We start from the raw sequence: 26,063 nt of genomic DNA on the forward strand, positions 1-26,063 counted from the left end.
TTTTCGGAGGGATCGACATGACGAAAGAAAACAAAGGATTATCACGCAGGAGCTTCTTGGCACTCGGTTCGGTTGCCGCTTTGGCGGGAACGGCCGCCTTGGCGGGATGCGCCCCAGGCGCCTCTTCGTCCGATGGCAAGGCAACGGCCGACGAGCCGTCCGACGCGGCGGGGCTCGCAACCGCCGATGAGACGAAGGAATGCGATATCGCGATTGTAGGCGCCGGTGGCGCAGGCATGTGGGCGGCCGTGGAGGCGGTCCGTGCGGGCAAGAGCGTCATCGTGGTCGAGAAGGGCGGCAACGTAGGCGTTGCGAACGGCTCGCTTGCCGGCGGCCCGTTCATGGTCGGTTCGAAACTGCAGCAGGAAGCGGGCATCGAATTCACGGTCGAAGAGGCTTTCAACCATATTATGGAATACGGCCACTGGTCAACGAACGCCGCGGCCATCAAGCGCGCTGTCGAGCTGTCGGGCGAGACGGTCGATCAGTTTACCGATGATTTCGGTGTGCCGACGGGTCTTCGCCCCGACAACTACGGCGCCGGTCACGCATCGGTGCGCGCTAACTTCCAGGGCGATACCGAAAAGCAGGTGCGCGGCGAGGATCGCATGAAGCCGTTGCAGGAGTTCATCGAGGGCAACGGTGGCGAGTTCATCTTCAACACGGCGGGCAAGCACCTTATCGTGGAGAACGGTATCTGCACCGGCGTGCAGTGCGAGGGCGATTCGGTCATCGATGTGAAGGCCAAGGCCGTCATCGTCGCGACGGGCGGCTTCCTCGGCAGCACCGAGAAGATGCTCGAGCACTTCGGTACGTTCGTGAACCCGCTCGGCAACGTGCTTTCCGTAGGAGAGGGCATCGACATGGTGCAGGCGGCCGGCGGCCAGCTTTCCACCCAGTGGGGCATTGCCGGCAACGAGTTCACCGGTTCCAACCAGAAGGCCAACGGCCTCTACGAGCGCAACAACGCGGCGTTCACGATCGGCATCTACGGAACGATGCTGGTGAACAACCAGGGTCGCCGTTTCTCGAACGAGGGCAAATTCGCGAATCTGCCGTTGGCGCTCGGTGGGGCGATCTCGCTTGTGGGCGGTAAATACTACGCCGTGGTCGACCAAGCCTACATCGACGGGCTTGCCTCCGGCACCGATGCATGGACGTTGTGCGGTTCCGACGAGATCAATTGGCGCACGGGTATGATGACGCTCAAGGACAAGCCGCTCGAGAAGGTCGAAGAGGGCATCGAAGCGGGAATGGGCGAAGGCTGGGTGTTCAAGGCCGACACGATCGAGGCGTTGGCAGAGGCTATCGGCGCGCCCGATCTGGCGCAGACTGTCGAGACTTACAACGGCTACTGCGAAAACGGCGTTGACGAGCAGTTCTACAAGCCCGCTTGCTTCTTGCAGCCGATTGCGACCGGTCCCTTCTACGCGATGCAGTACGAGCCGAGCGCATGGGTGACCATCGGCGGCATCCGCACCAACGACCGTCTCCAGGCAATCGATTCCGAAGGCCTGCCGATCGCGGGCCTGTACGTGGCCGGCGCCGATAACGGCACGCTCATGAGTGCTCCGTACTGCGATTACGAAGGCTACTCCCTCATGTGCGCCTATTGCGGCGGTCGCATGGCCGGCATGTACGCGGTCGAAGAGATCGAGGCGTAAACGCACATCCGATTATCCCGATGAAGCGCGCGCATATCCTCCCTCCTTCCCTCATGCGCGGCGCTTCCTGTAAAACGATCGCCCGGCGGCTTGTGCTGCCGGGCGATTTTGCGTGCCGAACTCGCATGGTGCGGGTAGTAAATACTTTCTAGTCATTCTCCAAACCCTTGAAGGAAGTTAACCGCATCTGCGAACATTTCAGGGGTATGCAAGGGAAGAGGGATTCATGGAAAGCAAGGCCATGCCAGGTGACTATTCGCTGTTGGAGCGTGCTCTATCGTTGTCTTCCGAGCAGGCGCAAACGCTCGAATCCCTGTCTTGCGCTTTAGGGGAGACGGTCGAAGACGCTTCCATTTACTGGTTCGTAGCTAACAAGCTGCGCAGATCCCAGGGCCATTATCTGCCGGTTCCGTTCGATGCGGTTATTGGCGAGGGCGGCAGCGGAGCCCCGTGCTCTTCGGACAACTGGTATTCCCTGACGTGGAGGCTTGGTAAGCTTCTGGAGAAATTTCAGGTGAACGAAGGCCTTGCGGTTCATTACACGAGCATCCTCACCGACCCCGAGGGCGGGCACTACGAGCTTAACCTCGCTGCAAGCGAAGTCGTTTCAGCGGTTTGCCTGGAAAACGTTTCGCACGATGTGGAGCAAATGAAGCGGGTCTGCGTTCACGCGTGCGAGCCTGCCAACGGCATCGAGCTCCTCGTTTCGAATGCAGGGAAAGTCCTTTTGAGCGTCGAGGAATATCGTGAAAAGCGGATAACCGCTTCGTTTATCGAATCGCTGTATGCGAAGCTCGTCGAAGGCATCTCCATCAAGGAGGTGCGCGAAGCGGAGGGCCACGAAGCCAACACCGTTGAGGAGCTGCGCAAAAGAGCGCTCAAGGCGTTCTGTGCGCACCTTTGGCCGAGTGAGAACGAACGAGCTATGGTTGAAAACGGATCGTACGACAACGCCGAGTACAAGACCCAGGGCCATGTTGCGGGCGGATTTTGCGGCAACGTCGATTGCGGCAACCATGCTCTGATCAATGCGCTCATCGCGTTGCATTATTTCAAGACCTTCCGTCTGTTTCCCGCAGGCAATAATGTGCTCGCTTACCTGATGTACTTTCTCATCCTGCACCGTGCGGGTTACCACTTTTCCGCCCACGTTCCCGTTATCAAACTGCTGTACGCACGCGACGAGCATTCTGCGGGAGTGCGAGGGCTTTCCCGCGAACCGGAAGAGCTTTCCGTCGAGTGCGACGGGTACAGCGACTGGACGCGGTTCTTCGAGCGTGCGGTGGAGGCGATCGTCGATGAGCAAGGTTGGACCATCACCAAGCTCGATGGCATGGGGCGTCGGCGCGAGCGGTTTCGCATTATCATCGATTCCGATGAGACCATGAACTTCAGGCAAAAGGAGGTGCTGCTCGAGGCCTCGCTGCACAGCAACGCCGAGTTCACGTACGCGATTCACGAGCAGCGCTACGACGTCTCTTACCCCTGTGCCCGCAGCGATTTCGCACGCCTTCTCGATATGGGCTTTCTCAGGCAACACGACGACGGAATCCGGCATTTCTTCGTTGCATCCGATAGCTTCGGCCAGACGTTTCTCGCGTATCTGAAGCAGCATTGCTCGCAGGCGTTCCATCGGTACTACGACGAAGACGGGCGCTTGCGCGACGAGTTCAAGAGTGCTGATGCGGCTGCTTGCGAATACAACAAAGACATAGGTTTTTACGAGAAGTCGCTGTTGGATAAAACCTACATCGAGCACTACGACTTTCGCCGTGCTCCCATTGCCGACTGCGATGGACCGCGAAGGCGCAGCAGCTTGAACGGCTAGCGGCGGTTTCGCCGCGGCGTACGACGGTTGGGGTAGCGTCGGGCGCCGCGAGAGAACATCGAGGCGATAGAGGAAGGAACAACGAAAGAGAAAGGAGGATCGGGGGTTTCGCTTTTCACACAAAAGGAGGATCAATGAAAGACAACGAACAAGAGCGGCCGGACGTGCGCTCGCGTAGCAAAGCGAAAGCAATTATCGTTCTGCTGTCGGTTGCGTTGGTCGCCGCGGCTGCAGTTTGGGGATGCAGTCCCCAGGCGTCGACCGACGAGCCGAAGTCTACCGACACCAAAACAGAGAGCGCCTCAGGCGCCAAAGCCGACGATTCCGCCGTGGACGAGCTTGCCGCGTACAGCGGTTTTCCCACGGAAGGCCGCTTCGTAGACGGAGTGGCTTCGCTTCCCGATTTCTACAAGAATGCCGAGAAGAACGAGGCGAACGCAAAGGCCGAGGCACCGCGTCGCTACACCGATCGCAACGGCTTTACGGTGCAGCCGGTTCCTTCGGATCCGGTGAGCTGGAACAACACGTACTTGAACGCGGACGCCCGCGGGTGCACGTCGTGCCATACGCTGGAGAACGCTCTCATGAGCCTGCCGACGTACCATCGCCTGATCTTCTTCGGCTATCCGACGGAGCAGAGCTATCAGAACTGCATCGCGTGCCACTCCGATTCCTATTCGGGCATCAAGCTGGCCGACATCATCCACACGACCCACTTCGGCAGCCAGATGTTCGCCGACGATAACGGCGATTGCCAGTCGTGCCACTACATCAACCCCGATACCGGCAACTTCGACCGGTGGGACGAAGTGAAGTACAACCTGTACAAGGGCATCACCGATGTGACCGCCGACGATCTCGAAGCCGACATCACCTACGATCAGACCACCATCACCCCGGCCGAGAACCGCATCTTCAAGACGGTCAAGGACGAGCCGAGCGAGTGGCTTACCGACGATTCGAAGGTCGACCAGTCGATCTTCGACAACTGGGTCATCTCCATCGACGGCGATTGCGAGAACCCTGCCGAGATGACGCTTCCCGAAATGGTCGAGCAGTTCGGTACCGTGAAGCAGGTCATGAAGATGGATTGCACCATCAACGGCGTCGGTCAGGCAACCATCATGCAGAGCGAAGTGGAGGGCATTCCGCTGTCGGCCATCATCGACTTCGCGAAGCCGAAGGCCGGAGCCAACACGGTGAGCCCCATCGGATCGGACGGCTACGACTACGCCCAGATGAGTATCGACTGGCTGCTCGAAAACGACGCGATTATCGTGACCAAGATGGACGGCGAGATGCTGCCCAACACGCAGGGCTATCCATGCATGATCTGGGTGAACAAGACTTCGGGCGGCAATTTCACGAAACGCATTTCCAACTTGACCTTCATGACGAAGGCCGAGGAAGACCTCGACAACCAGCTCTACATCGGCCAGTTCACCGACGATAAGACCGGCGAGATCTACTCCAAGCCCAACTCCGGCATCCTGAACTATCCCACCGGCGTCGTGCTTTCAGGCGATGAGGCCAAGACCGTGCATCTCGAAGGATTCGCCGACGCATGGGACGAGCCGATCAAGAAGATCGAGTACTCCTTCGATCACGGTGCCACGTGGACCGTGCTCGACACGCCCGACAACAATGCCGACAATTGGACGTATTGGCGCATGGACTTCACGCCGCCTGCGGCTGGCGCTTACCTGCTCGATATCCGCACCACCTCCATCACGCCCGAAGGCGCGGATCGGGTCTGCCAGTACAACACCCAGTTCATGTTTACGGTAGAGTAGGGGGAACCACTATGAAGAAAACGACGCAATACGGTCGTACCACTCTCTCTGCCGTCGCGGGAATCACCATGGTCGTATCCATGGTCGCCACCCCGGCCGTTGCTATGGCCGACGATGCGGCGCAGGGCGCGGCGGAGCCGGTGGGCGGTACCGAGGTCCAGGCGAACAGCGCAACGGTCGGGAGTGCGCAGGTTACCGAGGCCGAGGTTGCGGGCGAATTCGCCTTCGACCAGACCACCATCACCCCTAACGCGGTGATCAAGACCTTCTTCCAGAAGGCGACGCAGGCGATCTGCGGCGCTTCGACGAGCATCGCAGCCGACAACCCGCTCGGCTGGCGGCTATCGGTTTCCGGCGACGTGCAAAACGCGTTCACGGCTACCGTGGGCGATCTCGCCAACGAGGAATCGGTCAACAAGGTGATGACGTGCACGTGCGGCGGCAACCCCGCGGGCGGCCGTGCCATCATCACGGCCGACGTGAAGGGCATTCCGATCGAGGCCCTGCTTTCGCGCGCAGGCGCCGAGCCGGGTGCCAACGCGCTGACGTTCGTCTCCGCCGACGGCACCGAGATGACGCTGCCGCTCGCCTACGTGATCGGGCGGCATGCGGTGCTCAGCTACGAGATCAACGACGAGGACCTTTCCGCTTCGGTTGGCGGTAACAACCAGCTCTGGATGATGAAAACGCCCGCGAACTATTTCGTGCGTGACGTCGTCGAGGTGGTGGTGTCGACCGAGGAGGTCGCACCTGAGGCTCCCGGAGTCAACGACGAGCACCCCAACAGTCCCAACGCGGGCGTGCTTGCGGGAATCCAGGAATAAGGAGCCGATATGATCGCCCCCATGCAGGTCGAAGTAGGGAAGCCGGTGACGTTTTCCGGATACGCCGAGGATTACGGCAAACAGATCGTGGCGGTGCAGTTTTCTCTTGACAACGGTGAACACTGGACTTCCTATGATGTTTCCGAGTCTGCTTCGGAGCTATGGGTTCATTGGACGTTTGCATATACGCCCGAAAAGCCCGGGTTCTATCGCTTGCTTGTTCGCTCGGTGAACAGCGATGGGGACGAGAGCCCCCTTGCGGATGTGGCGGAATTCACCGCTGCGTAGGACGGGCGGCAATGCAGGCTCCGGTGCCTTCGTTGCCGCTGCTCGGTTTCGCTGTGGTTTGCGAGGACCCCTTCTATGGAAGGGGTCCTCCTTGCGCGAAGCGCCTGCCCAGCCGATCACTCGTTCTGAGCGAGCCGGTCGGTGCGGTGCATCGCAGGCGAGCGTGTCGTTCCGGCCCCAAATCAAACTGTCGGAAACGAATCTCATGGGCGGGTTTGGCACATGCTACCATTTCGAGAAACGAGCGAAAGGTGCGTCATGGCCACATTCAAGGAGTTCCTACGCGTTGCCGAGATAACGGTAAAGGACAAAACGTCGGGCAAACGCATGAAGGAGATTCGGCAGATTCTGCTGAAGCATCACGCCATGTCGGGGTTGACTCCCGAAAAAGCCGTGGCCATTCTTGAGGATCTCGGGCCGACGTACGTGAAGATCGGCCAGATCGCCTCGAATCGCAGCGACCTGCTTCCGAAGGGGTACTGCGACGCCTTCGAAAAGCTGCGTGCCGATGTGCCCCCGATGCCGTTCGACACCGTGATCGAGCGCATTGAGGCTTCTCTCGATGCGCCCTGGCAGGCAGCGTTCTCGTCGATTGCGAAAGAGCCGCTCGGGTCGGCATCGATCGCGCAGGTTCACAAGGCGACCACCCACGACGGCACGGTCGTCGCCGTCAAGGTGCGTAGGCCGGGCATTGCACAGCAGATGGCCGAGGATATTACGCTCATGAAGCACCTGCTCGCCTTGGCGGAATTCTCGAATATCGCTCCGAACGGACTCGTGCTCACGGCTGACGATCTGGTTTCCGAGCTGGAACGGACGACCGCCGAGGAGGTCGACTTCTCCATCGAGCTGGAGAACCTGAAGCGGTTCCATGAGGAAATCGAAGACCAGCGAGGGGTGACGAGCCCGCTTCCTTTTCCCGAATACAGCTCCGATTCCATGCTCGTGATGGAGTTCGTTTCGGGAACGCTTCTCGATGACAAGAGCGCCCTCGAAGCTCAGGGGAAAGACCTGGCGGCGATCGGCGAGCGACTGGCCCAAAGCTACGTGACGCAAGTGGTCGACGACGGGTTTTTCCATGCCGACCCCCATCCGGGAAACATCGTCATCAACGACGGCGGGATCGTATGGATCGACCTCGGCATGACCGGTTCGCTTACGGCGAATGAGCGCGCCATCGTCAGCAAGGTCTTTCGCGGGGTGGCCACAGGCGATCCGTACGCGCTCAAGGATGCGCTTCTGAGCTTGGCGAAAGCCGACGGGCCCGTCGATCACAGCATGCTGCTCGAGCAGATGAGCACCATGCTTGCCTCGTATGCGTCGACCGATCTGTCCGATATCAACATCGGTACGGCGTTCGTCGATGTGATCGAGATCCTGAGGACGCAGAACCTGACGCTTCCGCCTTCGTTTACGATGCTCGCGCGCGGGTTCTTGACGCTCGAGGGCGTGCTTACCGATATAGCACCGTCGATCAACATCGTCGACATCGTATCGGTTCACGTGAAAAAGCAGATGAAGACGCTGTCCTACATTGAGGGGAAAGCCCAGGATCTGCTTTTGAACGCGGCGGAGTCGGCTGAGGCTATGACCACGCTGCCGACACAGCTGTCGCATACGCTCGATATGCTCGATCGCGGTCAGCTGAAGGTTTCTATGGACATGGATCTGCCGCGGGATATCAAAGGTGCAATCTACCAGGTGGCAAGCCTTCTTGCCCTCTCGCTGATATCGGCTGGCCTGTTTGTGGGTTCGAGCATCGTGTGCACGACGCCCATGCAGCCCCAGATCTTCGGTGTGCCGCTGCTCGGGGCCCTCGGCTACCTGGGCGCGTTCGTGCTCGGCGTGTACGTGATCGTGCGTGCCGTTTCGATCCGTCATCGACAGGTGAACGACGAGAAGATCAGGTAGGAGATAGCTAAGGCAATGCCGGGCGGAGCCCCGTGCGCCGCCGTCTTTCGTACTGCTTCCCAGAGGCTTTCCCGACGCTTCGCTTGCGGTCGACAGGACCCCGCTGTTTATACCATGACGTATGCGATTCTATTTTAGGAATGTATTCCCTATCAGGTAAAACAAGCTCGTTTTACCGAGAAAAACTTGACATCCCACGGGGGGGGGTATCATTGCAGACATAACCGATCGGGTTATATAGAAGACAAAAAGCACGAAACTGCTCCGCGGGTGGTTTCAGATATTGCGGGGAGCCATGCGCATGTGTGGTCATCTCGTTGTGGCGCAAAGCGGCCGGAATATTCTTCCGGCCGCTTGCCATATACGGGTGGCGGCTGCGGGCGATGAACCCCAGAAAGGAGCAAGGATGGATACTGTATCCAAACAAGCCTCGAACGTTGCAAAGGAGGCGAGATCGAGAAAACTGCTTTCTGTCATCTTGACGTTCGTTTTGGCGACTACGTTGATGATCCCTCAGGTTGCATGGGCTGAGGAAGAGGGAGACGGTGGCCCGGGGACGGCAACGAACGTTGCAAAGATCGGCGACAAGGAGTACGCCACGCTGCAGGCCGCAATCGACGATGCGGCATCGGGCGCAGAAATTGTTCTTATGGCTGATGCGACCGAAAGTGTGACGATTGCTGTCAACAAGGATGTGACGATCGATCTTGGTGCCCACAAGTTGACAAATGTTGACGGTAAGCACACCATCACCAATAGCGGTAAGCTGACTGTTAAGGGGTCAGGTACCGTCGACAATGTGTCTCACGCGAAGGCTGCTCTCGAAAACGTCGAAGGAGCTACCGCGGTTCTTAACGGCGGCATCTATACGCGAAGCATGGAGAACGGGCAGAGCTCAACTGACGCGGGTGGAAACTCGTTTTACGTTGTCCGCAACCATGGTGCGCTGACTATTAACGATGGCGTCGAGATTTCCCAAAACGGACATTATTCCAGCATGGTTGAAAACGGCTACCAGAACGCTTCGACCGAGAAGAAGGATTCTGAGAGCATACCTTCCTTGACCATTACTGGCGGTACGTTTGCTGGTGGGCTTAATACCATCAAGAACGACGATTGCGGTGTTCTTGAAATCACGGGTGGTACGTTCGAGAATGTGAGCCAGGCGGTGCTTCTCAACTGGAACGTCGCAAAAGTCTCGGGAGGCTCGTTCGCGGCTACCGAAAGCAGTCATGGCGTCATTCTCAACGGCATGAACCCGGGCGAAATCAATAAAGGCCAGTTGACTATCTCCGGGGGCATCTTCACGGCTGCGTCTGGCAAGGCTGTAATCTCCCAGATGGGCGGTAGCTCGGCCATTGGGACGATCGCAATCACCGGGGGGTCTTTCTCGGCTAACGTGGATGACTTCTGCGAAGAGGGCTTCTCCTGTACGCTCGTTGACGGCGCGTACGTTGTCGGCGAGACTCCCGCACCCGTTGTTGCCAAGATTGGCGATGTCGAGTATGCGAGCCTGAAAGATGCTGCCGGGCATGCGGTTGCCGGCGACGTCATCGAGCTTTTGGCCGATACCGAAAGCGAACCGGTCTCTTTCGCGGACAATGTGACGGTTGACCTTGGGGCGAAAACGCTCAAAATCGTGAGCGACGATGCCAAAACAGTCGATGGCTTGCTGTTTACGGGCTCTGGCGATAACGCGCTCAAAAACGGCACCGTTCTCGATGCTCGCAGCAACGGGAACCAAACTGCTGGCTGGAAGACGGTTCACGTCTCCGGGTCGGCCAACCTTGTGACGGAAGATGTTTCCATTCAGGCGTACAACCCTGACACCGATACAAACTATAACTACATCGTTTACGTCGGCGGCAAAGACGATAGTGCGGCGAAGGCGATTGCTCTCGGCGCGGGTACGAAGATTGAGAATCTTAAAAATTCGTCGAGCGGGAATACGACGTACGGAGCGGTTGGCGTTTCCCTCATCGGAACGACAACGAACGCTTCTGCCGTTGCCAACAGGGTTTCGCTGACGGTTGCCGAAGGCGTTTCCATCGACACCATGGGTTACGCCATCGCCGGTAACGGAACGTATCATGGAACCGATATCGTAATCAACGGCGGCAATCTTACGAGCACCGCTTCGGCGGCGGTCTATCATCCGCAAGCAGGAACTCTGGTTCTGAACGGCGGTACGCTCGAGGGTACGACGGGCATCCAATTCTGCTCTGGCGAGGGCACCGTTAACACGAGCTTCGATTTCAACGGCGGCGTAGTCAAAGGCGTCGGAGAGGATGAGCGTCCTGGCAAAACAGGCGACGGCCTCGTAAGCGACGGTGCGGCTATTTCCCTTGTCAACCGTAGCTACCCTGGCGGAGCGCCGTCTATCACGATAAACGGCGGGGAATTCTCTTCTGCCCACAACGAGGCCGTTCTTGCCTACACGTGGTCTAAGGGGCAATCATCGGATTGGGCTGAAGCAGCCGAGAACATCTCGATTGCGGGCGGCACCTATTCGAGCGATGTATCCGCTTACGTTGCCGAAGGCCTCGCATGCTCGAAGATCGCCGATGGCGTGTACCAGATCCAGAAGAAAATCGTGGACGAGGGAGGCAACGTCGAGGTTCAGGCCCCGATCGTTTCCGAAGACAACATTCCCGCCGATAAGCCCGGCGTGTCCGACGAGGAATCCCTCGGAACGATTGCGGGATCTCTCGGAGATGCCCTGAGTGGCGATGACGACCCAGCGCAAGAAGGCGTCATCGGCGGCAACAAGGTCGGTACCGATAAGGGTACTGCCATCAACGAGCTCGTCGCTCAGGCGAAGCAAGACGGAAGCGCTGTATCTGCGACCATGGTCGTCTCGTCGATGCCCGTTGACGAGACGTCGGCCGCCGGCGCAGATGAGATCAAGGCGGTTGTCGGCGACAATAGCGCCGTCTCCTTCTTCGACCTCGGCGTAAAGGTTGTCGTCGAGAAGAAGAGCGCAGATGGTTCCGGCAATGATTCGGTCGAAGCTGCGGTTGCCGAGACCGCTGCACCGATTCCGTTTAAGATCAAGTTCGACGAGCTGGTCGGTAAAGACGTCAAGGTCGCCCGCTACCATGACGGCAAGGCGGAGCTTCTTGCCGAAGAGGATGTCTCCGTTGATTATGCTACGGGCGTTGTGACGTTCCACGGCGATAAGTTCTCCACCTATGCGGTCGCACTTGCCGATTCGCAGGTTACGGTGACCTTCGATTCCAAGGGCGGTTCCGTTGTCGAGAAGGCCGAGGTTGCCAAAGGCGATCTCGTCGCCGAGCCCGAAGCTCCCACGCGCGATGGCTATGATTTCGGTGGTTGGTATACCGATGAAACTCTTGCAACCGCGTGGAACTTCGATTCCGATCGCGTGACGGACAGCATGACCCTCTACGCGAAATGGGCTCAAAAGGCCACGCCCGACGTTCCTGCGAAGACGACTCGTCTCGGCGGCTCCGATCGCTATACGACTATGGGACTCGTATCGAAGGCGGCGTTCCCTGAGGACGGTTCCTGCGAGACCGTGATCGTAGCGCGTGGGGACGATTTCCCCGATGCGCTTGCTGCTGCTGGTCTTGCTGGTTTAGAAAACGCTCAGGTGCTTCTTACCAACACCGCGTATCTCACCGATGTCACAAAAGCCGAGATCGAGCGTCTCGGAGCAAAAGACGCCATCGTGCTTGGTGATGAAAACGCTGTTTCTGAAAAGGCGTTTGACGAGATTGATGGGCTTGTGCCGAACGGGGCGACTCGTATCGGCGGTTCTGATCGCTATGATACGGCGCTGAAGATCTACAAGGCCGGCGGCGATGCATGGGGCGATGTGGCTATCGTGGCACTCGGCTCCAAGCCGTCGGATGCGCTTTCGGCATCGCCGATCGCCTACGCAAAGGGTGCTCCTATTTTCCTTGCAACTGCCAACGGCGATCTTACGTCCGACACGCTTGAAGCCATAAAGGCCGGTGGCTTCAAGACCGTGCTTGTCATGGGTTCGGAAAACTCCGTCTCCGCTGCAGCCGAGAAAGCGCTTGAGGGGGTAGCGAAAACCGTTCGCTTCGACGGTGCCGATCGCTACGAAACATCGCAGCTCACGGCGGAATGGGCTCTCGAAAACGGTCTCGTGTGCAAGAATCCTGTTCTCACGATCGGATGGGACGGCAAGTTCACCGACGCACTCGTTGCATCGTCGCTCGGCGGCAAGAACGAGTCTCCGCTTCTACTTATCAACGAGGGTGAAGCGATGAATTTGCAGATCGAAAAAGTGCTTGAGCCGAATAAGGCTGATATCGAGAAAGCCTACGTCATTGGCGACGAGAAGAGCGTGTCCAAACCGCTATACGAAATCATCGAGAAGGCTCTTGCCTAGGCGTTGATTCCGGCACGGCTCCAAGTGCCGTGCGCATCTGCTTCACTGTAAGGGGTTCGGGAGCGACGGTTTCCGAACCCCTTGCCATGTCTGCGACTTGTTCGATCGTGATGTCGGAAAGCAGCGATACGATTCGCTCCATGGTCGTCTGATACAAGTCCAATATGGAATCGGCCATGGCTTTCTCGGAGATTCCCGCCGTATTAGGAGGCTGGGGCCTATTCTCTATTGCGCATACGACATCGTATATGCTGATCTCGAAGGCGCTTTTGGCAAGCATGTAGCCGCCGTGCTTCCCGAGCTTCGCCTGCAGGATCGATGCTTCCCTCAGCTGCGTCCCCAGCTGAACGAGGAGGTTCTGCGGTATGCCCATCTCGCGTGATATTTCCCTCGAGGGGCGCAGCCCCCCTTTGACGGCTATATAGAGCACCATGCGCATTGCGTAATCCGTGGTGGCGTTGTTTTTCATGTGCTCTCCTGCCCGCGCACCCGCTTCATCGAGCTTCTTCGCTGCGCTGCCTCGGTGCCGTTTTCGCATCTTAAAATTCCTCGAAAAGTGTACGTGTTCTTAACTTAAATTAGAACCAAATAGCGCATATATTATTGAATTGACCGCTAAAACCTCTCGAACGAGGCAGCGGTGTCTTCCCGAACAGCCCTCATTCCTCCCCCCGATTTAGTTACTTTACAACGTAAAGAAAAGGCGCTACCATCTACTTTACATTGTAAAGTAACAAGGAATGCAACGAGGAGGAGCAATGGGAGGAATGGATTTTTCCAGACGAGACTTCCTGAGGGGGGCAGGTGCAGTGGGCCTCGCATCGGGGGCTTTCGGCATCTTCGGAGGCGCTGGGCTGGCGTTTGCCGACGATACGGCGGCATCCGAGGAGGCGGTGAATGCCTATCAGGCTATCGTACCCGATGAGACAAGCCTTCTTTCGCCGAAGAAAGTGGCTTGTCCGGGTCCGCGCGGCCCGATCGCATTCGAGGATCGCGAAATCGCACCGTCCGAGATTGCCTCGACGGAGGAGTGCGACGTGCTTGTCATCGGTGCGGGCATCGCCGGACTGACGGCGAGTTTGAAGGCGGCCGAAGAGGGGGCGAGCGTCATCTGCATCGAGAAGATGACCAAAGGCCGCGGCTGCTTCGAATGCTTCGGCGCCTACGATGCCCAGTGCCAGAAGGACGCAGGTGTGCAGGTCGATCCCGCCCAGCTGCTCGATGAAATCTATCGTTCAGCGTATTGGCGCACGCGTCCCGAACCGGCGCGTACCTACGTGTTCCGTTCCGGCGAGGCAACCGATTTCTGGCAGCAGATGCTCGACAAGGGCGAAAACGGCTTCGTCATAACGAAGGTGGAGCAGGCTCCCAATACCAACGGCATGCCCATGATCGATTCGGAGCTCGGCTTCTACGACAGCCCCTCGCTGCCGCCCGATGCGGGTGTTCGCTCGGGTCTTTCGGGCATATACGTGTGTCGCGAGATGGCCGAAATCGCGAAGCAGTACGACGCCCTCGACATTCGCTACAGTACACCGGGCGTTCAGCTCGTGCGTGATGGGGAAGGACGCGTTACCGGCGTTGTTGCCAAGAGCGGCGAAGAGTACATCCGGATCAACGCCTCGAAGGGCGTGATCCTCGCGACGGGCAGCTACGACGCCAACCCCGAGATGATGGAAGCTTGGGTGCGTCCCGAAGACTATGCCACATCGAGCTGGTGGAACCCCGGTTGGGGGACTACGGGCGACGGGCATATGATGGGTTTGAAAATCGGCGCGGGCATGGATTCGCTTCCGCATCCCGTTATGAACTTCCGCTGGGGCAATCCCGATTCGTTCTACGATGCCCGCGTATGGACGGCCATCTGGCTTGCCATCAACGTCAATGCGCAGGGCAACCGTTACGTGAACGAGGATCTTCCGTTCCAGTCGGTATCCAATGCTCAGAATGCCCAACCGGGATTCGGTGCGAATTGCTGGCAGATCTTCGACGACGGCATGCTTGGTGCGTCCGAAGAAGAGGTTGCGGGCGCGAAAGCCGCTATGGACGAGTTCATCGAAAAGGGCTGGGCTTTTTCGGCTTCAAGCCCGCGCGAGCTTGCAGAAAAATGCGGCATCGATCCCGATGGGCTCGAGCAAACCGTTACCACCTGGAACGCGTATTGGAACGACAAGAAGGACAGGGACTTCAATCGGTTCATGGAGTCGACGGCTCCGTTTGCCGGGGAGACGATCTACGCTCTTACGACGAACAGCTGCATTCTTGCTACGGGCGGCGGCCTGACCATCGACGGCGCTTGTCGCGTGCTCGACACCGACGATGCGGTGATCGAGGGCCTGTATGCCGTCGGAAACGTGTCGGGGAGCTTTTTCGCGGGGAACTACCCGCGCCATATTCCAGGAACGTCGATCGGTCGTGCAATCACCTTCGGTTTCGTTGCAGCCGAGCATGCTGTGAAAGGAGCTTAACCCATGCAAAACGTCAAACGATTCCCCCTCATCGCCCCTGTATCGGCGATGGTGGCGTTGTGCCTGTGCATCGGACTCGCTGCATGCGCCCCTCAGGCGACCGAGTCCGCCGACCCCTCGCCTTCTTCTACAGCTGCCGCCACCGCTACGGGGGCTGCGGGCGAGTATGTGTCCGACGAACAATGTCTGAGCTGCCACGGCGGCAGCTACGAAGCGCTTGCTGAAACCACATCGAGCCTGGGCGATTGGAACCCCCACGATCCCATCCACGGCGGCTACAATTCGTGCCAGAATTGCCATGCGAAAGACAAAGAGATCACGAACAACTACTGCGAGCATTGCCATACCTACGCACCCGATCAAGTGGCGTAGCAAAATACGCGTCACCGGAGCCGGCGCACCGCAAGAGGTGCGCCGGCGCTCTGTCGGCTCCTGCTGGATTTCGTGTGGTTCAGGCGCTGCGGGCGGACGACTCGCCTATACTCTGTACGAGATAACGGACGAATCATTCCGCTGCCGAAAGCTGATCGCATGCCCGAGAAGAAACAACAGAAACAAGCTCTGAGCCGTGATTTGATCGTCGACACGGCTTTCCGTATGATTGACGAAAAGGGATATCGCGCCTTCACCATGCGTGCGCTTGGCACCGAGCTGGGCGTGTCCGCGATGGCGTTTTACGCGCACTTCACGTCGCGCGAGGAGATGCTCGCGGCTGTTTGCTCCAGGCTCATGGAGTCGCTCGACACCGATCCTGTGCCAGGGGAACGCTGGGACGATACGCTCAGGCGCACGATGCCTTCGCTCCGAAAAGGGTTTCTCGACCATCCGAACATTGCGGAAATCAGCTTGGACGATTCGGTTGCATGGCTCGGGCTGGCAAAGCATACCGAAAAGATCGTGAACCTTCACTTGGCGCAGGGCATGCCCGAAGACATCTTCCGAAAGGCATGGGCCATGGTCGATGCCTTCCTCACGGGTTTCACGGGAAACGAAGTGGCGATGATCCGCGGCGATGCGCTCGTTGGCGAGGACGCCGACGTTCTTCCGAAGTGGCAGCAGATCGTTCGCTCGGCCTATACCGACGAATCGTTCTCCAACGGTATCGAGATCATCATCGAGGGCGTGAAGAGCATTGCCGCCCCCGATCCATGCAAATGGTACACGCCGAGCGAAGAAGGCGTCGATTCTGCCGATTTCGATGGCGGCGGGAAAGAGGTCGACGGCTAAGTGGCGCTGGACAACGGGAAAACCAAAACGATTTCTGCAGGAGAGGATCAGGCTCTGCTTGCAGCTCCGCTCGAAGCTGCTCGAAAAGCCGCAGCGTCTACGGCTGCCGCTCTGAGGTCGCGTACCGATTGCGCCGATATCGAGCGCATCGGCATCCCCCGGGCGCTTTTGTACTACCGCTACGGCGTTTTGTGGACGACGTTCTTCGAGCAGCTCGGCCGCGAGGTCGTGGTAAGCGACGCGTCCGACAAAGACGTGTTCGATGCGGGGGAGCGCGTTTCGGTCGACGAATGCTGCCTGGCTTCGAAGCTTTACCTTGGGCACGTGCAGAGCCTGATCGGATCGTGCGATGCGGTGTTCGTTCCCAGCTTGGCGAACAGGGGACATCGAAAAGGATTCTGCACCAAATACCAGGCGCTCCCCGATCTGGTGGCGAATACGTTTTTCGATACGGGGCTGCGAATCGTCTCATTGCTGGTCAACGAGACCGAGGAAAAGGCCGACGAGAAAAGCGCGTTCATTGCACTCGGTCAGCGATTCGGATCGAGCGCTGCCGATGCGAAGCGGGCGTATCGAGCCGCCTACGCCGCACAGCAGCGGGCCGATCGCGTGGCCGCGCGAGCTCAAGAGCGTCTGGTTGCCGACATCGATCAGCGTCGCAGGCAGGCTGCGGCCGCAGGGGCGGGTGAGCGTTCTGCTTCCGATCCGACGGGCGAGGCCGGGGCGTTGCGGTGGCCGAGCCAAGAGGCACCGCTTGCGATTCTGCTCGTCGCCCATCCATACGTTGCCCATGACCCGTTTGTGAACGGCGGCGTTGTCGATTTGCTCGAAAGCATGGGCGCGAGCGTTCTGTATGCCGATCAAACCGATCACGGGAAGGCGCTGCACGAAAGCTTCGAATTCTCCGAAACGCTTCCGTGGATCGTCAACCGCGAGCTGGTGGGATCGGTCACGCTTTTGCATGCCCATGTGGACGGGATCGTCCTTGTGAGCGCGTTTCCCTGCGGACCCGACTCCATGACCAACGATGCCGTAGCCCGTTGCATTCAGGGAAAGCCGATCCTTTCGCTTATCGTCGATGCGCAAAGCGGTACCGCCGGACTCGAAACGCGCATCGAGAGCTTCATCGATATTTTGCGCTATCAGCAGAGGGGAGGGTATCTCCATGGCTGACGACGAGCAAAGCGGCGCTTCCTCAGACCTTGCGGCCAGCATAGCCGATACGGAAGGCGGGACGGGGTGCGGCACGAAAGGCGACGCGAGAGGCGATGTCCTTATGGCCGACGCGGAAGGCGACCTGGGAGGCACCCCTATAGCCGACACGGAAGGCGACTCCTCGGCGGCCGATGGCGAAAAGGGCGGCATCGGCTTGGACGATGGCCGACAAGGAGGCGCTTCGTTTGCGTCTGGCGGTCGCCGCGAATCGCGCGAGGATGCCGTCGGATCGGTGCGCGACGGCGACGCCGACGTCCGCAATGCGCGCATCTGGCTGCAGCTCGATAAGCTGCGCCCACCGAAGCTCGTCGAGCCGCGCAAGCGCAAGAAGAAGGATCGCCATGCGCGCACGCGCGTCGCGTTCTTCCGCTACAGTTACTACGATATCGCGTTCAAGTACTTCGTCGAACAGGTGCTCGATGCCGATTTCGTCTCACTGCCCGAGCCGACCAAGCGCACCCTCGAACGGGGTACGCTCAACAGCAACGATTTCGTCTGCGCACCCTTCAAGCACATCCTCGGCGATTTCATCGATGCGCTTGAATCGGGCGCCGATGTGATCGTGCAGTTCGCAGGGCCTTGCAGGCTCGGATACTACGGCGAGTTGCAAGAATCGATCCTGCGCGATATGGGCTACGAGTTCGAGATGCTCAACTTCGCCACGTTGACGGGCAAGCCTTTGGCCGACTACATCGGCGTGTGCAAGAAGAAGGTCAACCCCGACCTGTCGGTTCCGCACGGTGTGCGCGGCATGCTTGCGGTATTCAAGATGATCGAATGCCTTGACGAAGCGAACGACTACTACCTGGCCAATGCGGGATTCGAGGTCGAGGCGGGGTCGTTCGATCGGGCTCTTTCAGCCTATCATGGCGCAATGCGAGCCGCGGTAACCGAGCGCGATATCGCCGATGCGCAGCGAAACGGCCTCGAGGCTATGAAGGCGCTGCCGACCGCGAAACCCGTCGATCCTGTGCGGGTGGGCATCGTCGGAGAGTATTTTACGGCAGCCGATGCGACGAGCAACCTCGGTGTAGAGCGCAAGCTTCTGACCATGGGGGTCGAGTTGCACCGCATGCTCAACATGACCAACCGCAATCTCCGCTACAACGAGAAGAACCTGCGCGCCGGCATTTCCGACTATGTGAAGTTCGACATGGGGCCGACGTCCAGCATGACCATCGCTGCGGCGAAGCGCTACGTTGACGGGGGGTTCGACGGCGTCGTTCACCTGAAATCGTCGGGGTGCACGCCCGAGATCGACTGCGTTCCCGTATTGCAGCGCATCAGCCGCGAAGCTTCGGTTCCTATGCTGTTTTTGAGCTACGACTCTCAAACGAGCGATACGGGGCTCGATACGCGTCTCGAGGCGTTTTACGACATGATTGCACGAAGGAAGAAGGTTCTCCTGTGACCGAAGCGTATCTCGGTATCGATACCGGCTCGATTTCTACGAAAGGCGTCGTCATCGATGAAGATCGAACGATCGTCGCCCGATCGTACCTGTGGACCGAAGGCAATCCCATGCAGGCCGCGCGCCGCGTGATCGAGGATCTGGGAAGCCAAATCGACCATGGGACGGTGCAGGTTCAGGCGGTGGGGACCACGGGCAGCGCCCGGCGGCTCGTCGGTGCCATGACCGATGCCGCCGTGGTGAAAAACGAGATCACCACGCATGCGGTAGGCACGACCTATCTCCATCCCGACGTGCGTACCATCTTCGAGATCGGTGGACAGGATTCCAAGATCATCTGCGTCGAGGGCGGCATCGCGGTGGACTACGCGATGAACACGCTGTGCGCTGCGGGAACGGGTGCCTTCCTTTCAAGCCAAGCCCATCGCCTCGGCCTCGAGGTCGAACAGTTCGGCGACATCGCGCTCGCATCGAAGCGCCCGGCCAACATCGCTGCGCGCTGTACGGTGTTCGCGGAATCGGACTTGGTGCACAAGATCCAGATGGGGTACTCGCGCGAGGATATCGTTGCGGGGCTGTGCAAAGCGGTCGCATCGAACTACCTCAACAACGTCGGCAAGGGGAAGAAGGTTGCAGCGCCCGTGGTGTTCCAGGGCGGTGTGAGTAAAAACGCCGGCGTGGTGCGGGCGTTCGAGGACGCGCTCGGCATGGAGGTGCTCGTGGATGCGGACGGCCACCTCATGGGCGCGTTCGGAGCCGCACTGCTCGCCGCCGACGCTGCTCCGACGGCGGCGACGAAACCGTTCGATTTCGATGTGGCCGAATTCGAGTTCAAGACGCGCGAGATCGAGTGCGGCAAATGCACGAACCACTGCGAGATCATCTGCGTGTACCGCGATGGCGAGATCATCGATGCTTGGGGCAACCGCTGCGAGAAGGGCGCGGTTAAAACAGCACGGTAAGCCGGTGTTCGCTCTCGCTGGTCGCGCCTCGCTTTGCTTGCCAACCGCGAGCCGCCAACCGTTGACTGCTGATTGCCAGCCGCCAAGCGCGAACCGCCAATCGCCAGCTGCTAAGGTTGCCGCGCTTGTCGGGCGAGTCTTCGGGCAGATGCGATGTCCGCCAACCGCCTTCGTGCGACAAAAAACAACGTGTCTGCATCGTTTCTACCTGCAAAACCGCAGGTCGCAATCAAGAACGATAACGAATGCGATAAAAAAACGTCGCACGGAGGGCCTTCGCGGACATCGGATTGCTTCCAGCTTCGGTCTTCGCCGGTCCGACGGCGTTCCGATCGGGACTTAGGCTGCGGAAGCGGTCTTTGAGGGCATGCGGAGCCGTCCCTCGCACAAAACGTGGTACCATGCGCCTAACAATTATATTGGCATTGATGGTTGCGCCGGGCGCGGCGCGAGTGCCCTCGAGAGGGATGCACTTGGGGAAATGCGGGTGAGAATCCTGCGCTATACCAGTAACCGTAAACGCTGATGAGCGGATGAACTGCAGGCATGCGGTCCGCTCAGATGAGGCGAAGTCGGAATACCCATCCATCGCATTGAGCCCTGGAAGAGAGGTACCGACTATGATCGGCCCCATTTCTGCGTGCTTTCGCGCGCATGCTGACAGCTTGCAGAGCGTCAGCGGATCGCCTGCCGGCGCTTCGGCGCTGCAGCGAGAAAAAACCCTGTTCAAAAAAATGTTCAATCTGTTTTTAGCCTGCGTTTTAACGCTGTCGCTCGCGCCGGGTGCGGCGTGGGCCGAAGATGGCGAGAGGGCGTCGGCGGATGATGCGCTTTCGGGATTTGCGGCTGCTGACCCAGCGGCTGCTTCAAACCATGGCGGCGAGGGCGCAAGCGTAAGCGAAGACGGGTCTTCATCGGGGGATCCTTCGACCTCGGAAAGCGGTTCGGGGGGCGGCGTCTCTGGCGACGCGAGCGGACAAGGATTCTCCGCCGATTTGGGGGCGGGCGCCAGCCAGGCGGGTGCCAGCCAGGCGGGTGCCAGTCAATCGGATGCCGAGGAAAACGCAGGCTTTGCGCCCGATTCCGATAATCGGGCGGGTCTCGACAGCGAAGAGGGGTTGGCAGGCGGAAGTTCCGACGATAGCGTGGCACCTTCAGCACCTTTAGCGCCCTCGGCGACTCCTGACGTTGAAGCAAGCGCGTCGGATGCGAATGCTATGCATGTGCGGGCGGCGTCTGCGCTGGATTCCGATGGGTGCATCTGGATCGAAAAAAGCAAGGGCAGCGGATGGGGTTATGAGTCTGATCAGGCGAAAGGCGATGTGCAGGCGGGAACCACTCTCTGGGCGAATCACTACGACTACGATGAGTACTGCGTGGACGCTGCGTTTACCTATCAGTGGTATTCGGGTGCGACGAAAAGCGTCAAGCTTGCCGACTACGCACCCATCGACGGGGCGACGTCCCAGAGCCTCACCATCGATTCGGATTTTGCAAAAGCGCATGATGGAGAGTACTTGCTCGTCCAAGTGAGCGACGGCAAGACGACGCTCACCGGTCCAACAAGCGCCTATTACCTGGCGCAGGTTGCCGGTACGGTGAAGGTCGCTTCGGTAGATTTTACGAACGGCGGCGTCCAATACCTTATGGGAGGCTCGACTCTTGAAGCGCGCGTCTATCCGAGTACGGCAGAACCGATCTATACTTGGGAAAAATCAACCTCGAAAACAGGCCCGTTCGAAGTTATCGACGGGGCGACGGATGCGACGCTCGAACTCACTGAAGACCTGGTGGGATACTTTCTTCGTGTAACGGCGGCAACCGGCTCGACTTCGAAGCAGAAAACAACCGGCTATGCCGTCGCTCCTCGGGGTTCATGGCTTATCGACGAGGTAAGGCTCACCGATACGATCGGTGCATATGCTGGCACGACGTTGACGGCCCAAGCTTACGGGCGCAATGCCGAAAACGTTTCGAAAATCGCCGTCGGCAAAGATGATGCAGTATTCACGTGGCAGTATGCCGATTCGGATGGATACGGAGCGACATGGTCAGACATTCCCGGGGCGTCGGGTCGCGGGTTGGATTCGTATACGGTCGATGAAGCCTATGCCGGCAAGTACATTCGCGTGCGAGCTGACGCCAATATCGAAAGTTGGGTCAAAGCGTCAAGCGCGTTCGGCCCCATCAAGGCGATTCCACAGCTTGCATCGATCGATCTTGCGGCTAACGGCAAGGCGATCGACTACGCTGTTGCAGGCGATGCGGTTGCGGCAACGGTGCTCGACGAGGATGGCCGCGCCGTCGCCGATAATCTCACCTATACGTGGGAGAGCTCCTCATCCGAGGACGGCCCCTTCGCGCCTATCGCTGGTGCAGCCGGCGCGAGCTACGCGGTTCCCGAAGATGCGGCGGGCAGCTACGTTCGCCTGACGGTGGCGGGGATAGGCGAGGGCAACGCCGTTGAGCGGACGTTTGCGATCCATGCGCCCGATTCGCTCGAAGCAGTGGCGAACGCACTCATCGGATACGTTCCCGTGCCTAACTCCGATGAGGATACCAGCCTTGCGGTTATGATCGAGAAGAAGATCGCCGATCTGGGCTTCGAGGGCGTATCCGTTTCGCTTACCTCGACTAGCGACGAGAATATCGTTGCAGCCGATGGCGTCATAACCGGGTGGTACTATGCCGACCCGTCTTCGGTAGGGAAAGGCGATCAGCGCTACAGCAGCGCGGTCGTGTCGTTCTCTCTGTCGAAAGACGGTGACTCGATCGCGTTTGCCCCCGGAGGCAATGGCGAGGTGAAGATCGGCTGGGATCGTGCGCGTGTGCGCGATGCCATCGCGCAAGACATCCAACCTCAAGTCGAGCTGGCAGATTACCTGAACAAGGTCGATTCGGGACTCGATGAGATGACGAAGTTCACGCAGGATCTGCCGACGTCGGCGGGTTGGGCAAACGTTTCCTGGGAATCATCGGACGAATCGCTCGTTGAGATCACCGAAGATCCCTATGCTTTGGTGAATCAGCTGGAGCGCAAAAAGCTCGCCGAGGATGCTCCTGTAACCATCACGGCGGTTTTTGCGCCTGCGTTCGCCGATGCCGACGGCTCGCTCATTACGTCCGAGAAATCGTTTGATTGCATCGTCAAAAAGTTCATCGATGTCAGCGGCCTTACCTCGAACGACCTCAAGTTGTTGCTCGAGAAGAGCTACACCATCGGCAAGCTCACCGATTTCGCCACCGGCGAGCCGATCGACCCTGCGACGGTGGACGGTGATGTCCAGCTGCCGATTCCACGCGATCTGTTTGTCGAGGCGCATGAGCTGTCGGTATCGGTGGCGAGCTCGGATGAGAACGTTGTCAGGGTAAACGGCTACCGGGCATACGTTTACCGCCCGATTGACGGGCAAGATCGCGACGCAACGCTTACGGTTACGCTTGCCCGCAAAGATAAAGCTACCGTAAAGGCGTCTATCACGATCGATTTGACGGTAAGGGCGCTCGACCTTGCCGACATCGACGCCGAGATCGCGCTTATGGAAGACGTGAAAGCATCGTATGCGGATGGGATCAAGGGCGAGAATACGAGCATCGGCTCCATCGCGAAGAACATGGAATCGTTCCAGGAGGTTTATCGCGACGAAGCGACGGGCGATCTGGTTTGGGTACGCGATCGTGCCGATACCGCCGATCACGGCATCGTCCCCGACGAGCTTGACGGCTGGTACGACTCGCAGATGTGGCGATGCTTCCGCTCGTCGGACGCATCGATCGTTTCCCATGAGAACCTGCTTGTTTCGCAGCCTGCGTACAATACCGAAGTTACCGTCGCGAGTGTGCTGACGAGCGAGGAATACGGTAAATACTACGAGCTTTACAAAGACGACCCCTCTGTTTCCGATGAGCTCAAGGCGAAGCTCGCGAGTTTGTATCGGCAGCCGGTATCGCATACGTTCACCGTTCTTGGTGCGAGCGGGCAGGATGATCCTGCGGGCGACAAGGATACGCTGAACGTTTCCGCTTCCATAACCGGGGCGACAGGGCACGATGCCGACGGATCGTACCTGTCGGAAACGTGGGTACCTCGCAGCAGGGTTACCGTCGAAAAGGGCCAGAACATAACTGCTTGGGATTGCTTTGCCCGTCTGCTCGACGAAAACGGCTTCGACTATGCGACGGGAAGCGGGCTCAACCCGTATAGCATTACCACGCCCGAAGGCCGGACGCTCACGACGGTGCGCCAAGGAAGCGTGAAGAACAGCTATTGGGCGTTCTTCGTCAACGGCGTGTATGCGGATGTCGGCACGCGGGCCTACGAGGTGCGCGACGGCGACCTCGTCGAGCTTCGCTATCTCGACAGTACCGGTTCGTACGAAGCCGATCCCGATGCCGTCGATGCAGATCCGAATGCAGCGCATCCCGATCTCGAATCGGCGTGGTCGGGCCACGCCAACGGCGGTTCGGGCGCGCTTGTCGAAAACGTCGAGACGCCGGTTGGGGCCGTGGAATCAAAATCGCATTCGCTCTTGACCGAAGCGGAGCGCAGGGCGGGTGCCGAGGCGTTCGCCTCCGATCCTCTCATTATCGGCGGCATGCTCTACATCGTATCGGGGTCGAAGACCATCGATCCGAACACGGGGAAGGCCCGCTGGGGCAAGGCGCGCTTATCGGTTATCGACCCCGCAACGAACAATGCGGTCGATACCGTCGAGCTTGCAACCACCATGGATACGACCTGCCGCCCTGCCTATGCCGACGGCATCATCGTGATCCCGCTTTCCGGCGGGTACCTGCAGGCGCTGTCTGCCGCTACGCGCAACACGATGTGGGTGACGGTTCCCACGCAGGGTTCCCAGTCGGTATCCACGCTGACGATAGCCGACGGGTGCGTGTACGCATCAACGGTCGACGAGCTTTCCTCGGGGGATGATCGAGCGACCAAAGGCACGCTGTACTGCTACGATCTGTATACGGGCGACCGAATCGGCAAAGCGGTGAACGAGTCGGCGGGATATTACTGGACGGGCGGCGTCAAGGTGGGCGATTACTTTATCGTGCCCGACGATGCCGGCAACGTGACGGCTTACACGGCGGATCTGAAACAGCAGGTGTCCTCGGTTCACGTCGATGCGGCCGGCATCCGATCTTCGCTGATCGTCGATGGGGATACGATATACGCCGTGTCGAAGGGCGGCGTTCTCTACCGCCTTGTCCTCAGAGACGCGGGCGCTTCCGCGCGTTCTGTCGGCGAGGATTTTGCGGTGCAGTTGGTTCAAGCGGGCGAGGGCCTGCGGTTTGCGCAGAGCAGCACATCGACGCCGACGATCGGCAACGGCATGCTGTTTGTCGGCGGGCTGGCCGATGATGGAACCGGTTCGCTTTCGGTTATCGGCTTGGATGAATGGTCGGTTCTCTCGACCATATCGGGGTTGACGGCAACCTCGGGCTCGACGGATCCGTCGGTGCAGTGCGCACCGCTCGTCTCGGTGCGCGATGACGGCACGTACGTGTACTTCACGAGCAATCGCAAGCCAGGCGGCGTGTATCTGTACAAGGTCGGCGATGAAACGTGGCGCGAATTCTTCGTTCCCGATGAGGGCAGCCAGGATTACTGCATTTCTTCGATCGTATGCGGTCCCGACGGAACGCTGTACTACACGAACGATTCGGGGACGCTTTTCGCGTTGAGGTCGGCTTCGGGCGATTCGGGCGATCCGAAGCCGACCGACCCCGCAGAGCCGACCGTTCCGAACGGCTCCGGCGGTAACCAGGGCGGTTCGGGCAACGAAAGCGGTGCGATCGGTTTCAACGCCTTGCTCGAGGCTGGGGCGGCGCTACCGTTCGGATCGTCTTTTTCTGGGGAACCTGCGGACAAGGAGAAGCCTGTCGGGCCCGCTTCGGAGAAGAACCCGACGAACGGTACGACGACGGTAGAAGGCGGGCCGGATGAGCGGGCCGATGAGGCGACCTTCCCCGACAGCGGACTGAACTGGTTGGCCGTCGTAGGCGTTGCCGTGGGGCTTGCGGTTCTCGGCGGCGTCCTCGTCTACTCGCTATGGCCCCGCCGCAGGCAGATGCTGCGGTAGTC

15 protein-coding genes and 1 riboswitch are annotated in these 26,063 nt (G+C 59.2%); of the genes, 14 read left to right on the forward strand and 1 reads right to left on the reverse strand.

The annotated features are described in order from the left end of the window. Nucleotides 1-17: 17 nt before the first annotated feature. The 7 genes from MWL89_RS01855 (at nt 18) to MWL89_RS01885 (ending at nt 12,689) form a co-directional block, all read left to right on the forward strand. Nucleotides 18-1,664 (forward strand): FAD-dependent oxidoreductase, encoded by a 1,647-nt coding sequence (locus MWL89_RS01855; protein ID WP_244411540.1) that lies wholly within the window; start codon nt 18-20, stop codon nt 1,662-1,664. A gap of 226 nt (nt 1,665-1,890) precedes the next feature. Then, on the forward strand, nt 1,891-3,492 hold the full coding sequence (locus MWL89_RS01860; RefSeq protein ID WP_244411541.1) for a Fic family protein: 1,602 nt from the start codon (nt 1,891-1,893) through the stop codon (nt 3,490-3,492). Nucleotides 3,493-3,626: 134 nt separating this feature from the next. Continuing rightward, nucleotides 3,627-5,285: a molybdopterin-dependent oxidoreductase gene (locus MWL89_RS01865; RefSeq protein ID WP_244411542.1), complete on the forward strand. Its 1,659-nt coding sequence runs from the start codon at nt 3,627-3,629 to the stop codon at nt 5,283-5,285. Nucleotides 5,286-5,296: 11 nt separating this feature from the next. After that, complete coding sequence (locus MWL89_RS01870; RefSeq protein WP_244411543.1) at nt 5,297-6,109, forward strand: molybdopterin-dependent oxidoreductase; 813 nt, start codon at nt 5,297-5,299, stop codon at nt 6,107-6,109. 9 nt (nt 6,110-6,118) lie between these two features. Beyond that, nucleotides 6,119-6,397 carry a molybdopterin-binding protein gene (locus MWL89_RS01875; RefSeq protein WP_102379287.1) on the forward strand — a complete coding sequence of 93 codons (279 nt, stop codon included), beginning with the start codon at nt 6,119-6,121 and terminating at the stop codon, nt 6,395-6,397. Nucleotides 6,398-6,655: 258 nt separating this feature from the next. Continuing rightward, the gene (locus MWL89_RS01880; RefSeq protein WP_244411544.1) at nt 6,656-8,308 is read left to right on the forward strand and encodes an ABC1 kinase family protein; all 1,653 of its coding nucleotides are present in this window, start codon (nt 6,656-6,658) and stop codon (nt 8,306-8,308) included. A gap of 406 nt (nt 8,309-8,714) precedes the next feature. Beyond that, the gene (locus MWL89_RS01885) at nt 8,715-12,689 is read left to right on the forward strand and encodes a cell wall-binding repeat-containing protein (RefSeq protein WP_244411545.1); all 3,975 of its coding nucleotides are present in this window, start codon (nt 8,715-8,717) and stop codon (nt 12,687-12,689) included. Here MWL89_RS01885 and MWL89_RS01890 read toward each other — a convergent pair. After that, nucleotides 12,667-13,158, reverse strand: a complete 492-nt coding sequence (locus MWL89_RS01890) for an RrF2 family transcriptional regulator (protein WP_244411546.1) — start codon at nt 13,156-13,158, stop codon at nt 12,667-12,669. The genes MWL89_RS01885 and MWL89_RS01890 overlap by 23 nt on opposite strands. A 289-nt stretch (nt 13,159-13,447) precedes the next feature. Here MWL89_RS01890 and MWL89_RS01895 point away from each other — a divergent pair, with 289 nt between their 5' ends. From MWL89_RS01895 to MWL89_RS01925, 7 genes are all read left to right on the forward strand, one after another. Further along, nucleotides 13,448-15,157 (forward strand): FAD-dependent oxidoreductase, encoded by a 1,710-nt coding sequence (locus MWL89_RS01895; RefSeq protein WP_244411547.1) that lies wholly within the window; start codon nt 13,448-13,450, stop codon nt 15,155-15,157. Between the two features lie 3 nt (nt 15,158-15,160). After that, a complete protein-coding gene (locus tag MWL89_RS01900; protein WP_244411548.1) occupies nt 15,161-15,529 on the forward strand; it encodes a cytochrome c3 family protein in 369 nt (122 codons plus the stop codon). Nucleotides 15,530-15,688: 159 nt separating this feature from the next. Then, nucleotides 15,689-16,384, forward strand: a complete 696-nt coding sequence (locus MWL89_RS01905; protein ID WP_244411549.1) for a TetR/AcrR family transcriptional regulator — start codon at nt 15,689-15,691, stop codon at nt 16,382-16,384. Continuing rightward, nucleotides 16,385-17,557 (forward strand): acyl-CoA dehydratase activase-related protein, encoded by a 1,173-nt coding sequence (locus tag MWL89_RS01910; RefSeq protein WP_244411550.1) that lies wholly within the window; start codon nt 16,385-16,387, stop codon nt 17,555-17,557. After that, nucleotides 17,550-19,010, forward strand: coding sequence for a hypothetical protein (locus MWL89_RS01915; protein ID WP_244411551.1), 1,461 nt, complete (start codon nt 17,550-17,552; stop codon nt 19,008-19,010). The genes MWL89_RS01910 and MWL89_RS01915 overlap by 8 nt, the downstream gene beginning before the upstream one ends. Then, entirely contained in the window at nt 19,007-19,972 is a 966-nt protein-coding gene (locus MWL89_RS01920) for an acyl-CoA dehydratase activase (protein ID WP_244411552.1), read from the forward strand. Before MWL89_RS01915 ends, MWL89_RS01920 begins: the two co-directional genes overlap by 4 nt. A 461-nt stretch (nt 19,973-20,433) precedes the next feature. Continuing rightward, nucleotides 20,434-20,563, forward strand: a riboswitch (adenosylcobalamin-variant (AdoCbl-variant) riboswitch). 29 nt (nt 20,564-20,592) lie between these two features. Then, entirely contained in the window at nt 20,593-26,061 is a 5,469-nt protein-coding gene (locus MWL89_RS01925) for a DUF4430 domain-containing protein (RefSeq protein ID WP_244411553.1), read from the forward strand. Nucleotides 26,062-26,063 lie beyond the last annotated feature (2 nt).

It is taken from the genome of Raoultibacter timonensis (genome assembly GCF_022845715.1).
Classification (GTDB): domain Bacteria; phylum Actinomycetota; class Coriobacteriia; order Coriobacteriales; family Eggerthellaceae; genus Raoultibacter; species Raoultibacter timonensis.